General features: G+C 70.1%; 9 protein-coding genes. 1 reads left to right on the forward strand and 8 read right to left on the reverse strand.

Annotated elements, in window-relative coordinates; all coding sequences use genetic code 11:
- Positions 1–54: 54 nt before the first annotated feature.
- The 8 genes from ACIPY8_RS13820 to ACIPY8_RS13855 form a co-directional block, all read right to left on the reverse strand.
- Positions 55–1,377, reverse strand: a complete 1,323-nt coding sequence (locus tag ACIPY8_RS13820; protein WP_400819182.1) for a flavin monoamine oxidase family protein — start codon at positions 1,375–1,377, stop codon at positions 55–57.
- A gap of 95 nt (positions 1,378–1,472) precedes the next feature.
- Positions 1,473–3,929, reverse strand: a complete 2,457-nt coding sequence (locus ACIPY8_RS13825; RefSeq protein WP_400819185.1) for a glycosyl hydrolase 2 galactose-binding domain-containing protein — start codon at positions 3,927–3,929, stop codon at positions 1,473–1,475.
- A 133-nt stretch (positions 3,930–4,062) separates the two neighbouring features.
- Positions 4,063–4,977, reverse strand: a complete 915-nt coding sequence (rbsK, locus tag ACIPY8_RS13830) for a ribokinase (protein ID WP_400819188.1) — start codon at positions 4,975–4,977, stop codon at positions 4,063–4,065.
- Positions 4,978–5,013: 36 nt separating this feature from the next.
- Positions 5,014–5,958: an ABC transporter permease gene (locus ACIPY8_RS13835; protein ID WP_400819190.1), complete on the reverse strand. Its 945-nt coding sequence runs from the start codon at positions 5,956–5,958 to the stop codon at positions 5,014–5,016.
- Entirely contained in the window at positions 5,955–8,705 is a 2,751-nt protein-coding gene (locus ACIPY8_RS13840; protein ID WP_400819192.1) for an ATP-binding cassette domain-containing protein, read from the reverse strand. Before ACIPY8_RS13840 ends, ACIPY8_RS13835 begins: the two co-directional genes overlap by 4 nt.
- Positions 8,706–8,767: 62 nt before the next feature.
- Complete coding sequence (locus tag ACIPY8_RS13845; protein ID WP_400819195.1) at positions 8,768–9,799, reverse strand: BMP family protein; 1,032 nt, start codon at positions 9,797–9,799, stop codon at positions 8,768–8,770.
- A gap of 53 nt (positions 9,800–9,852) precedes the next feature.
- Positions 9,853–10,830 carry a nucleoside hydrolase gene (locus tag ACIPY8_RS13850; protein WP_400819197.1) on the reverse strand — a complete coding sequence of 326 codons (978 nt, stop codon included), beginning with the start codon at positions 10,828–10,830 and terminating at the stop codon, positions 9,853–9,855.
- 220 nt (positions 10,831–11,050) lie between these two features.
- Positions 11,051–11,986, reverse strand: a complete 936-nt coding sequence (locus ACIPY8_RS13855) for a nucleoside hydrolase (RefSeq protein ID WP_400819200.1) — start codon at positions 11,984–11,986, stop codon at positions 11,051–11,053.
- Positions 11,987–12,091: 105 nt separating this feature from the next.
- Between ACIPY8_RS13855 and ACIPY8_RS13860 the strand changes: the two genes are divergently transcribed.
- Complete coding sequence (locus ACIPY8_RS13860) at positions 12,092–13,093, forward strand: LacI family DNA-binding transcriptional regulator (RefSeq protein WP_400819203.1); 1,002 nt, start codon at positions 12,092–12,094, stop codon at positions 13,091–13,093.
- Positions 13,094–13,133 lie beyond the last annotated feature (40 nt).

The raw sequence follows: 13,133 nt of genomic DNA on the forward strand, positions 1-13,133 counted from the left end.
GTATCGAGCGGATGCTGTGATCGCGATGGAAGAGCGGTGCCGGGAGCAGTCCGGTCAGGCGTGCGCCCAGAGCCGCTCGATCGGCACCGCGCGGTGCAGCACGCGCTCGGCGGCGCGGTGACCCGAGAGCATCGCGGCGGGCACGGTGGCGGGGTCGTCGGTCCACGTGGCTTCGCCGGCGAGGTGCAGGACGCCGTCGACCGGCGTCGCGAGGTCGTCGTGGTCGGCCGTGGTCGAGCCGACGGTCATGTACGCATAGGAGCCGTGCGACCACGGGTCGTCCTGCCAGTCCGTGCGGTGCACCGAGAGCGGCTGCGGGACCCGGGCGCCGAACAGGCGGCGCAGCTGCTCCAAGATCGACTCGACCACCTCCTCGTCGCTCCGGTCCCGGATGCCGCGGGCGGCCGGTCCCGCGGCGAACGTCAGCAGCGTCGGCTGGCCGTGGAGCGACGTGAGGTCGTACCAGGAGTGCCACCAGCGGCTCTCCGGACCCTGCTGACGGATCGCGTAGACGCCCTCGTCCCAGAACCGCTCGGGGAAGCGCAGGAACACCTTCTCGAACGCGTTCATCTCCAGGCGGGAGAGCGCCTCGGAGTTCACGGGCGGCAGCGGCGGGGTGAAGGTGATCGCGTCGGAGCGCAGCACCCCGACCGGGACCGTGACGATCGCAGCGTCGGCCGCGAACTCGCCGCGCTCGGTGCGGACGAGGATGCCGTCACGGCGGTCGACCGCGGTCACCGCATGGTCGAGCCGCACGTCGAGACCTTCGGCGAGCCGGGTCGGCAGCACGTCGTACCCCTCCGGGAACACGACCTCGTCGCCGTCGATCGAATCGTCGTCGAGCCCGTGCGCCGCGAGATCTTCGATCCACACGCCGTACTGCTCCTCGGAGCGGTGCTCCAGGTACTCGCGCACGCGCTGCGCGCGCTCGGCATCCCATCCCTGACGTGCGAGCGCCTCGTCGGTCACGTCGCGGTACGACGCGTCGGGCGCCGAGCCCTCGACCACCTCTCGCAGTGTCGCGTCGACAGCGTGCACGTCGGCGGCGAACGCCCGCGCCGCCTCGTCGCTCAGCCGAGCCCCGTCGGGACCGTAGTACGCGATCGGCCGACTGTCGGGCTGGTATCCGCCGACCGTGAACTCGACCGTCGGCATCCCGAACGCCGCGACCGCTGCGGCGACGGGGCTGTCGGTGACGCCGTGGATCCACGACGCCCCGAGGTCGGTCGCCGCCCCCGTGCGATCGGTGTGCACGCGGCCGCCCACACGGTCCCGCGCCTCGAGCACGAGCACGCGCTGACCGGCATCCGCCAGCAGCCGCGCCGCCGTGAGGCCCGAGACCCCCGCTCCGACCACGATCGTGTCGACACGCTCCATCGCCCTGTCCTTCCGTCAGACTCCCACCTGCTCCGAGGATACGAGGCCGACGGCTCGGGCGCGCGGGGTCGTCCGGGTGGCGGCGGCTCCGCGCGTCAGCCGATGACGTCGTTGACGCTCCGCAGCACGGGGCGCGTGCCGAGCGCGGACGGATCGAGGGGCACGGCCGTCTCGACGGTCAGCACCGTCGTCCGCCCCGGCACGACGTCGACATCCGCGTCGTCGACCCAGGCGTCCGGTGCGAGGCGGTCCGGGTACAGCACGACGCCGCGGACGAATCGGTCGGCGGCGAGTTCGACCGTCTGGCGGCCGTCGTCCCACGCTCCGACGATCACGCGGAGCTCCGGCGCCTCGAGATCGAGGTCCTTGTCCTCCGCGAACAGGTGCGTGATCGGTCGCGCCCCCGAGACCTCAACGCTCACGACCTCGGCCCGCGCGTCCCCGGGCCGGGCGATCTCCGCGTCGAGCGAGATGGTGACGGCGTCGAGCGCCGGCACCACGACCGACACCGCCTGCTCGGCGTGCACGTCACCGGTGAAGGCGAGACGGCGGAGGTCCCCGTCGGCCGACCACGGCTCGCGGGAATCGTTCACGAGCACGAGCGCGAGCCCGCCGTCCGCGGTGGGCTGCACCGTGGCAAGGCGCTCGGCGTTCGCGCGGCGCAGTCCGTGCCAGAGCGGCTTGCGCCGACCGTCGCCGTCGACCGCTGCCCAGGACGTCACGGGCCAGCAGTCGTTGATCTGCCACACGATCGTGCCCATGCAATGCGGACGCTGCGACCGGTAGAGCTCGGTGCCGAACACGATCGCGCGCGACTGGTTGAGCTGCGTGAGGAAGTGCCAGTCCTCCATGGACTGCGGCTCGGGCAGGTGCGGCGCCATGCCGCGGGCGAGCTTGCCGTTGCCGTCGTCGGCCTTCTGGTGCAGGAGCATCCCGGGCGACTCGGGGGTGAGCGGCTCGTCGTGGATCGCGCGCGTCAGCGTCGACCACGTCGGCGGTCCCTGGAAGCCGAACTCCGACACGAAGCGCGGCGCGTAGTCGGCGTAGACGGTGTAGTCGACGCGGTTCCAGACGTCCCAGATGTGCATGTTGCCCCGCGACGGCTCGTTGGGGTGCACATCCATCGATCCCGAGAAGGGGCTGCCGGCCCAGTACGGCGTGGTGGGGTCGAGCTCGGCGACGATCTCGGGAAGCACCTCGGTGTAGTACCCGAGACCCCAGGTGCGGTCGCCGACAGGCTCCTGCCAGTTCCAGTCGAACCATCCCCAGATGTTCTCGTTGCAGCCGTTCCACAGCACGAGGCTCGGGTGCGTCGACAGGCGCAGCACGTTGTCGTGCGCCTCGGCGATCACCTCGGAGCGGATCGGCTCCTCCTCGGGGTACGCCGCGCACGCGAACAGGAAGTCCTGCCACGTGAGCACGCCCAGCTCGTCGCAGATGTCGTAGAACTCGTCGCGCTCGTAGATGCCGCCGCCCCAGACCCGGAGGAGGTTGAGGTTCGCGCCGATCGACTGCTCGATGCGGTCGCGGTAGCGCTCGGGCGTGATCCGCGAGGGGAAGCAGTCGTCGGGGATCCAGTTCGCGCCGCGGATGAACAGCGGGACACCGTTGATCACGAAGGTGAACTTCGCACCCGTCTCGTCCTCCGAGGTGTCGAGCTCGACGGTGCGGAATCCGACCCGACGCGACCAGGAGTCGCGGACGCCCTCGTCGTCACGGACCTCGAGGGTCAGGTCGTACCGGGGCTGCTCCCCCATGCCGCGGGGCCACCACACGGCGACGTCGGGCACGCGGACCTCGGCCTCGACCGTGCTGCCCGCGACGGGGACCTCGACGCCCTGACCGGCGATATCGACGGCGAGGACCCGGTCGGCGCTCACCCCGGCATCCGTCGTCTCGAGCACGGCCGTGACGTGCGCGACACCGGCCTCCCCGTCGAGGGTGAGGGCGGTGCGCACCTCGGCGAGCCGGGCGCCCGACCAGGACTCGAGCCGCACGTCCTTCCAGATGCCGGCCGTGACGAGCTGGGGGCCCCAGTCCCACCCGAAGTTCGCTGCCATCTTGCGGATGAAGCCGAACGGCGTCGGGTAGGCGTTCGGGAGGTCGCCCAGCTGGGCCTTGACGCCCTCCGCGTACTCCCACGCCGAGGCGAAGCGCACCTCGAGGGCGTTCTCGCCCACCTGCAGCAGGGCGCTCACGTCGAAGCGATACGTGCGGTGCTGGTTGAACGTGCGTCCGATCTCGACGCCGTTCAGCGTGACGATCGCGACCGTGTCGAGACCGTCGAACACGAGGTCGGTGCGCTCCTCCGCGCTGCCCTGCCAGTCGATCACGGTGCGGTACGCCCACTCCGTGTGGCCGATCCACTCGTCCTTCAGCTCGTTCAGGTCGAGATAGGGATCGTCGATCAGCCCTGCCGCCAGGAGATCGGTGTGCACCGTGCCGGGCACGGTCGCCGGGATCACGGCGGGGAGCGCCGCCGCGGGCGATCCGGGTGCCACGTCGACGGCGCCGAGGGTCCAGCCGGTGGTGAGAGGTGCTGCGATCGTCACGGGTGTCCGCCTTCGAGCTCGGGGATGCGATCTGCCCCGGGGCCTCGATCGCTCTGCTGCGGCCCACGACGAACGACTCGACGCTGAACCTCTCCTCCATGCTGTCAGATCCGAGCGCGTCCTGACTACGCTGTCAGAACGTCGTCGTCAGCCACCGTTCGACCGCGTCGCGGTCCGGATACGAGGACTGCGCGCCCATCGACTGCACCGACACCGCCGCCGCCGCGGTCGCGAACGCCACCGCATCGCGCAGCCCCACGCCGCGGGCGAGCTCGCACGCCATCGCGCCGACGAACGCGTCGCCGGCGCCGGTCGTGTCCACGACGTCGACCGCGTACGAGGGCACCGTCCCGAAGCCCTCGGCGTCCGCGTGCAGGGCTCCCGCGGAACCGAGCGTGATGACGACCGATCGGGCGCCGCGATCGAGGAGGATCCGGGCGAGGCCCTCGAAGGAGTCCGAGCCGTCGCCGCCGTCCGCCAGGATGCGCGCCTCGTGCTCGTTGACGACGAGCGGATCGCAGACCTCGAGGACGTCGCGACGGAGCGGATGCGCGGGCGCGGCGTTCATCAGCACCCGAACTCCGCGCGCCGCCGCCGCGACCGCCACGTGCTCGACCGTGGGAAGCGGCGTCTCGAGGTTGAGCACGAGCACGTCGGCGTCCGCCCAGCGCGCCGCCGCCGCATCCGCCCGATCGATGTCCAGCGCGTGATTCGCCCCGGGCGACACGACGATCGAGTTCTCCCCGTCGGGGGTGACGAGGATCAGAGCCGTGCCGGTGGGGCGGTCGACGCGGACCATCCCGGCGACGTCGACACCCGCGTCCGCGAGTGCGGTGCGCAGCAGACTCCCGTGGTCGTCGTCGCCCACGCACGCGATGAACGACGTCTCGGCGCCGGAACGCGCCGACGACGCGGCCTGGTTCGCGCCCTTGCCCCCGGCGAAGACGCGCAGATCCGATCCCAGCAGGGTCTCCCCCGCTTCGGGTCTGCGGTCGACCTCGACCACGAGGTCGGCGTTCGCGCTGCCGAGGACGGCGACGTGGCTCATCTGTTCTTCGTTCCTCTCGTGCACGGTCGTGCGGATTCAGGCGGTCAGCTGCGCGAGGCCGCGCCGGGTGCGGGCCCGGATCGCGGCGCGGATGCGCAGGGCGGCGACCACGAGCGCGATGATCGTGATGACGTACGGCGTGAGCAGCGCCAGCGACGAGTTCACGCCACCCAGCGCCAGGCGGTCGGCGAGTCCGTCGGCCGCGCCGAAGATCAGGCAGACGACCAGCGTCGGCACGGGGCGCCCGGCGGCGAAGATCACGGCCGCGACGACGATGAACCCCCGCCCCGACGTCATCCCGGCGGTGAAGGAGCCCACCGAGGCCATGGCCAGCTGAGCACCGGCGAGTCCGCACAGGGCTCCCGACACGATGATCGACAGGAACTTCACCCGGAAGACCCGGATGCCCGCGGCGAGCGCCGCCGGTTCGTCCTCGCCGACCGCGCGGAGGTGCACGCCGTAGCGGGTGCGGTACAGCACGAACCAGTACACCGGCACCAGCAGCAGCGCGACCCAGACGAGGATCGTGTGGTCGTCGAAGATCGGCCCGAGGACAGGGACGTCACCCACCGGACCGAGATCGATCTTCGGCAGCACGGACTTCACGTCTCCCGGGGTCACTCCGGCGTTGCCGTAGAGCACGGTGAGGAGCAGCACGGTGATGCCGATCGCGAGGAGGTTGGTGCCGATGCCGACGACGATGTAGTCGGCTTTGAACACGAGCGAGGCGACGGCGTAGACCAGCGCGAGGAGGACACCGGCGCCGAGGGCCGCGAGCACCCCGACGTACGGGTTCGTGACGGCGCCCACGGCGATGCCGGCGAAGGCTCCGACGAGCATGAGGCCCTCGAGACCGATGTTGAGGATGTTGCCGACCTGGCTGAGGCCGCCCCCGATCGCGGCGAGCAGGATCGGCGTGGTCTTGGCGAGGATGACGGCGAGGGTGCCGACCGTGAGCACCTGTGCGAGGATCTCGTTCATTTCGATGCGCCCTTCGTGGACTGCCGCCGTCTGCGGAACGAGAGGGCGAAGGTGGCGGTGATGGCGATCACGATGAGCCCCTGCAGGACGCTGATCATCGGGAACGGCACGCCGACCGCCTGGATGCCGGTGCCTCCGGCCATCATGGTCGCGTAGAACAGCGCCGCGACCAGCGACGCCCAGGGGTTGAGGCGGGCCAGGAGCGCGACCGTGATCGCGAGGAACGCGAATCCGGGCGAGAACGCCTGCAGGAAGCGCCCGCCGTTCGGCCCGATCACGAAGAGGGCTCCGGCGAGGCCGGCTGCGGCGCCGCTGACCGACATGACCTGCATCGCCATGCCCTTGGAGGACGTGCCGATGTAGTCGGCGAAGCGGTTGAGTTCGCCGAGCTCCTTCACACGGAGGCCCCAGGTGGTGCGGTTCAGCACGAGGCCCAGGAGCACGGCGATGCCGACCGCGATGAGCAGATCGGGTCCGAAGCCGAACGCGGGGTCGAAGACCGGCAGGAGTGCGGAGGCGTCCACGCGCGGTGAGCCGGCGAGCGTCGCGGTGGGGTCGGCGAACGGCCCCGTGACGAAGAAGCTCGTGATGAGCAGCGCCACCTGCGACAGGAGCAGGGTGATCACGACGATGTCGACCTTCAGGAACCCGGTGAGGAAGCCGGGGATCAGACCCCATAGGGCTCCCGCGGCCGCACCGAAGAGCAGCACGAGCAGGATGTGCAGCAGCGGGGGCAGACCGTGGAACGTGAAGCCGGCGAAAGCGCCGAAGAAGGCGCCGAAGTAGAGCTGCCCCTCGCCGCCGATGTTGAAGAATCCCGCGCGGAACGACACGATCGTGCCTGCGGCCATGATCGCCAGAGGGACGAACATCGCGATGATGCTGCCGATGCCGAACGGCGTGCGCCAGGCCGAGGTGAACAGCTCGACGTACGCGGTGATCGGGTTCTGGCCGATGGCGAGGATCACGACGGCGCCGATCGCGAGCGCCGCGAGCACGGCGACGATCGGCTGCGTGGCGCTGCGGAAGGTGTGCGAGGCGAACTCTGACAGGACGGCACTGACGCTCCTCGGCGCCGTCTCGACCGCGACCGTCCGGGGCACGACCACCGAGGTCGTCGCGACCTCCTCGACGATCGCGACCTCGGCGGATCCGTCGACGAGCCGGGTGCCGCTGGCCTCGAGCTCGGCGGCGACGCGCTCCCGTTCGACCGCCGCCTCGCGTAGCGCCTCGGCCGTCGGCGGGACTCCTGCCATCGCGAGGCCCACCGCGAGCTCGGTCATGTTCTCCTGCGTGAACTCGGCGACGACCTCGCCCCGGTACATCACGAGCAGACGGTCCGACAGGCTCATGACCTCGTTGAGGTCGGCGGAGAACAGCAGCACCCCCGCGCCCTTGTCGCGGAGGTCGACGATCGAGTTGTGCACGAACTCCATCGCGCCGACGTCGACGCCCCGGGTCGGCTGCGACACCATGAGCAACGCAGGCTCGGACTCGAACTCCCGCGCGATGATGACCTTCTGCATGTTGCCGCCCGACAGCGATCCGATCGGGGTGTCCGGCCGAGCGCCGCGCACGTCGAACTTCGCGATGAGGCGCTGCGCGTAGTCGTGCACGGAGCGCAACGACAGCCAGCCGCGGCGGGCGATCGGCGGGCGCAGGTGACCGGCCGCGATGTTCTCGCCGATGCTCAGCGCGGGCGCCGCGCCCTCCTCGTGCCGGTCCTCCGGGATGTAGGCGAGGCCGCGCGCCCGGCGTTCGGCGACGGACGCCGTGGTCACCTCGTCGCCCGCGATCGCGATGCGCCCGCGGGGAGGCAGGTACATGCCGGCGATCGCGGCGGCGAGTTCGGACTGCCCGTTGCCCTCGACGCCCGCGATGCCGACGATCTCGCCGGAGCGCACCGTGAGCGAGAGGTTCTTCACGGCGACGGCGCCGCGCTGGTCGATCGCCGAGAGGCCGTCGACCGCGAGCACGTCGGCACCGGGGCGGGGCGGGGTGTGCGCGATGCGCAGCAGCACCTCGCGGCCGACCATCATCGAGGCGATGTCGCTCTGGCTGAGCCCCTCGGCCGGGCGGCTGCCCACCACCTCGCCGTCGCGGATCACGGTGATCTCATCGGCGATGGCGAGCACCTCGCCGAGCTTGTGCGAGATGAAGACGACGGCGCATCCCTGCGCGGCGAGTCGACGCACGACGACGAACAGCTCGTCCGTCTCGGCGGGTGTGAGCACGGCCGTCGGCTCATCGAGGATGAGCAGGCGGGTGTCGTGGGAGAGTGCCTTGACGATCTCGACGCGCTGACGTTCGCCGACCGAGAGATCCTGCACGCGGTCGCGCGGATCGAGCGCGAGGCCGAGCTCGGAGCTCAGCTCCGTGACACGCTGGTCCATGGCCCGTCGGTCGAGCACTCCGGGGAGGCTGCTGGTCTCGTTGCCGAGGAAGATGTTGGCCGCGACGCTGAGCGACGGCACGAGTTTGAAGTGCTGGTGGACCATGCCGATGCCGAGCGCATCCGCCCGCTTCGGGTCGGTGACCACCACGGGGCTGCCGTCGACGACGATCTCGCCCGAGTCCGGCTGGAGGTTGCCGGAGATCATGTTCATCAGGGTCGACTTGCCCGCACCGTTCTCCCCCACGATGGCGTGGACGGTGCCCGGGAGGATGCGGAGCGACACGTCGCGGTTCGCGACCTTGGCGCCGAACGTCTTGGTGATCCGACGCAGTTCGAGGATCGGCCGATCCATTGTTCTCTCCTTCGAGTACGAGGGGCGGTGGCGGAGGCGGTCGCCTCCGCCACCGTGAGCGGTCAGAAGCCGCTCGGGACGTCGATCTCGCCGTCGACGACCTTCTGCTTGTAGTCGTCGACCGCGTCGATGACGGACTGCGGGACGATGTCCCCGTTGTCATCGAACGTGAGTCCGACGCCGTCGTTCGCGAGTCCGAAGGACGTCGTCTCGCCGTACGCGAGGTCGCCCGTCTCGTCGCTCTTCACGGCCTGCACGATCGACGCGCCGACGTGCTTGAGCATCGAAGCGAGGATGTGGCCCTGCTGCAGGGCGTTCTGGTTGCTGTCGACGCCGATCGCGTACTTGTCGGCGTCGGCCGCGGCCTGCAGCACGCCGACGCCGGCGCCGCCCGCGACCTGGTACACGACGTCGGCGCCCTGATCGAACATCGCGGTCGCCTGGTCGTACCCCTTGGCCGAGTCGCTGAAGGAGCCGACGTAGCTGACGAGGACCTCGACGCTCGGGTCGACGGCTTCGACGCCGGCCCTGAAGCCCGCGGCGAAGTCGTTGATGACCGGGATGTCCATGCCTCCGACCAGTCCGACCTTCTTGCTGCCCTCGGCGAGCGGGAAGTCGGCGGTCTGGGTCGTGGCGAGTGCGGCCAGCACACCGGCGAGGAACGATCCCTCGTTCTGCTTGTACGTGAGCGAGGCGACGTTCGGAGCGTCGATCACGCCGTCGTAGAAGATGTAGTGCTGGTCGGGGAACTTCGGTGCGACCTCGGTGATCGTGTCCGAGGAGGTCGAGCTGCCGATCACGACGACGTCGTTCTGCCCGGTCGAGACGGACTGCAGGTTGGCCTTCCACTGCGCGGGGTTGTTGGCGTCGCCCTGCAGGGTGGTCGTGGTGTAGCCGTCGGACTTCAGCTCGGCGATGCCGCTCTCGGCGTCGTCGTAGAAGCTCTGGTCGCCCAGTGCGCCCGGGACGACGTTGGCGACGGATCGGGAGTCGTCGCCGCCGGCGTCTCCGCCGGCGGTCGGGGAGCTGCACGCGCTGAGGCTCAGGGCGAGGACGGCAGCCGCGGCGATGAGGCTGTACCGCGTGGTGTTCATGGACGGTCCTTTCGTGGTGATTCGGGTGAGGGGTGATTCGGGTGCGGGCGCGCTCAGACCCGAGCGTGGGTGAGCGCGGTGGCGGAGTCGACGATGAGGTCTGCGAAGCGTTCGAAGTCGAGGGTGATCGCGACGTCGGTGCGATAGTCGGTCTGCGCGCTCGCGGTCCCGCCGAAATGACGCATCCCCGAGGCGCTCTCGAAGTTCGCCACGGTCTGCCCCTTGGTCCAGCGGCCTTCGAGCTCGACGCGCACGTCGGCCTTCTCGACCGTGATGATGTCGGGATCGATGACCGCGGCGACGCAGCAGGCGTCGTGGATCGCCGGGTACGGGATGTCGAGCAGTCCGTTGTGGGTCGTGTGGACGAAGTCCCACGTGTCGAGGATGAACCGGCTGATGTCCCCACCGATCGCGCGTACACGTTCCTGCAGTTCGGGGGTCGCGAGCGCCTGATGCTGGGTGAGGTCGAGGCCGATCATGGTGACGGGCCACCCGGCGCTGAACACGACGTGCGCAGCTTCCGGATCCGCGTAGATGTTGAACTCGGCCGCGGGGGTGATGTTGCCGCGCGTGTAGGCGCCGCCCATCACGACGACCTGCTTGACGCGCTCGACGATGCGCGGCTCCTTGCGGGCGGCCAGCGCGATGTTCGTGTACGGGCCGACGGGGACGAGGGTCACCGTGTTCGGCTCGTGGGCCATCACGGTCTCGATGATGAAGTCGACCGCGTGACGAGGATCGAGGTCGAACGAGGCCGGCGGCAGGTACGGTCCGTCGAGGCCGGTGACTCCGTGGATCTCCTCGGCGATCACCTGGTCGATCACGAGCGGCCCCTCCGAGCCGCGCGCCACGGGGACGCGGATGCCGAACACGGTGCACACCGACAGGGCGTTCCGGGTCACGTTCTCGATCGTGTGGTTGCCGGCGACGGTGGTGATGCCGAGCAGGTCGATCTCCGGGCTCGCGGCCGCCAGCAGGATGGCGATCGCGTCGTCGTGGCCCGGATCGCAGTCCAGGATGATCTTCTCCATGTCACTCCTTCGTGTCCCGCCGTGACGGCGCGAGGACCGCGGATGCAAAGTGTTTCCCAATCTGAGAAACGGTTTACGCGGCATGAACACAGCGAAGCGACTGCCCGAGGGCGCTGTCAAGCGAGTTATCGACCTGTGACACAGGCGTGTAAACGATTACACCTGAGGTCCGGATTCGTCTCGCTGACGCCCGCAGGAGCGCCCCCGCGACACGGTCGTATCAGCGCAGCGCGGCGACCGCGGACTCGATGAGGCGCCAGTACCGCTCGACGTCGAGCTCGAGGGCGACGGTCGCGTTCTTGGGGCGCCGATGCGCGAGCTCGAGGAGGTCGACCGCCGTCGCTCCGCGTGTGTGCTCTCCGCGCAGTTCGACGTCGACCCGGGCGCGCACGGTCGTCGCCACCTCCGGGTCGATGATCATCGCGACGGTCAGCGGATCGTGCAGGGGACCGTCCGGCATGTCGCCGAAGGCGTCGTAGGTGGAGCAGAACCGCTCCATGAGATCGGCGCCGAAGCGCGCGGTCTCGGTGCCGATCGCCCGGATGCGCGCCCGCACCTCCCGGGTGATGAGCGCCTGGTGCGTGATGTTCAGCCCGACCATGGTGAACGGGATCCCGCTGTCGAGCACGAGCGCCAGCGCCTCGGGATCCGTGGAGGCGTTGAACTCGCCATAGGGCGAGACGTTGCCCCGGCCGGTGGATCCACCCATCCAGACGATCCGCTCGATCCCCGACAGCAGGTCCGGATGCCGCTGCACGACGTGCGCGATGTTCGTCAACGGCCCCGTCGCGGCTATCGTCACGGGCTCGGCGGAGTCGCGCAGCACGTCGGCGATCACCGCGACCGCATCGCGGTCGTCCAGCGACATCGCCACATCCGGCAGGTCCACCCCGCCGAGCGCGTTCGCCCCGTGGATCCAGTCCGCCGGCGCGAGTTCCTGCGCGAGCGGGGACTCGGACCCGCGGGCGATCGGCACCCCGCGGACGCCGGCCACCGTGCAGGCGACGCGTGCGTTGAGCGCGGTGTGATCCACGGTGCCGTTGCCCGCGACGGTCGTGATGGCGCGCAGGTCGATCGACTCGTGCGCGGCCGCCAGCCAGATCGCGAACACGTCGTCGTATCCGGGATCGCAGTCGAGGATGACGGGCGTCGGCATGGCGCATCCCTTCTGCTACGTTTCATGTAATCGTTTACTCGTCAGCGATTTTAGCACCGAGGTATCGCTCGAACCCGGGGATCCCGATCGAGGAACGGAGCATCCGTGAAGTCCACCGTCACCCTCTCCGACGTCGCCGCCGGGGCCGGCGTCTCGATCGCCACCGCTTCCCGCGCGCTGGCCGGCAAGCCTCGCGTCTCGCGCGAGATGGTCGACCGCGTGCGCGCGGTGGCCGCCGAGCTGGGCTACCGCGTGGACCCGATCGCCCGGGCGCTGCGCGACGGGTCGACCCGGCTCGTCGGCATGATCGTCCCGGTCATCAGCATCCCGTTCTACGCGCAGCTCATCGACGCGGTCGAGGAGGAACTCAGCCGAGCGGGCTTCGAGCTGCTGCTCGCGGACTCGCACGGGTTCGTCGACGAGGAGGTGCGCCGACTGCGCGTGCTCGGCGACCGTCGGGTCGATGGCATCCTCATCGTCGCCTCAGACCGCACCGCCTCGATGCCGTCGATCGTCAACGTGCCCGACGACATCCCCGTCGTGACCGTCGACCGCGCGACCGATCGACCGATCGCCGACTTCGTCGGGGTCGACAACGAACTGGGGATGCAGCTGCTGTTCGAGCACCTCGTCGAGCAGGGCGTCACCACGGTGGCCTACGCCGGCACCGACGACGCCACGACGAGCGGAGTCGAGCGCTGGCAGGGGTTCCACCGGCTCGCTCGGCGCCACGACATCGAGATCGGCGCCACCTACCGCGGCGAGTTCAGCGTCGAGAACGGCACGGCCGCAGCCGACCACATCCTCGCGGCCGGCTCCCTCCCCGACGCGATCGTCACGGGTTCGGACCAGATCGCTGTCGGACTCATCGCCCGCCTCCGCGAACGCGGTCACGACGTGCCGCGGGACACCCTCGTCACCGGTTTCGACGGCGGCGATCTGTCGCGCATCTCGTGGCCGACCCTCACGACCGTGGTGCAGCCGCTGCCGTCCATCGCGGCCGACGCCGTGACCCTGCTCGTCGATCGGATCCGTGGAGGCACGGGCGCGCTGCGCCGCAATCGTCTCGCCCCCGAACTGCGCATCGGCGGATCCACGCAGAGGTGAGACTGAACGTACATTCAAGCGAAATCTGCGCGTCATCGCG

Source organism: Microbacterium sp. NPDC089696 (genome assembly GCF_044749125.1).
Classification (GTDB): Bacteria; Actinomycetota; Actinomycetes; order Actinomycetales; family Microbacteriaceae; genus Microbacterium.

Coding starts and splice junctions, on each gene's coding strand:
- rbsK (WP_400819188.1), bottom strand. CDS start 4,977: ATGAGCCACGTCGCCGTCCTCGGCAGCGCGAACGCCGACCTCGTGGTC.
- ACIPY8_RS13855 (WP_400819200.1), bottom strand. CDS start 11,986: ATGCCGACGCCCGTCATCCTCGACTGCGATCCCGGATACGACGACGTG.
- ACIPY8_RS13820 (WP_400819182.1), bottom strand. CDS start 1,377: ATGGAGCGTGTCGACACGATCGTGGTCGGAGCGGGGGTCTCGGGCCTC.
- ACIPY8_RS13835 (WP_400819190.1), bottom strand. CDS start 5,958: ATGAACGAGATCCTCGCACAGGTGCTCACGGTCGGCACCCTCGCCGTC.
- ACIPY8_RS13840 (WP_400819192.1), bottom strand. CDS start 8,705: ATGGATCGGCCGATCCTCGAACTGCGTCGGATCACCAAGACGTTCGGC.
- ACIPY8_RS13845 (WP_400819195.1), bottom strand. CDS start 9,799: ATGAACACCACGCGGTACAGCCTCATCGCCGCGGCTGCCGTCCTCGCC.
- ACIPY8_RS13850 (WP_400819197.1), bottom strand. CDS start 10,830: ATGGAGAAGATCATCCTGGACTGCGATCCGGGCCACGACGACGCGATC.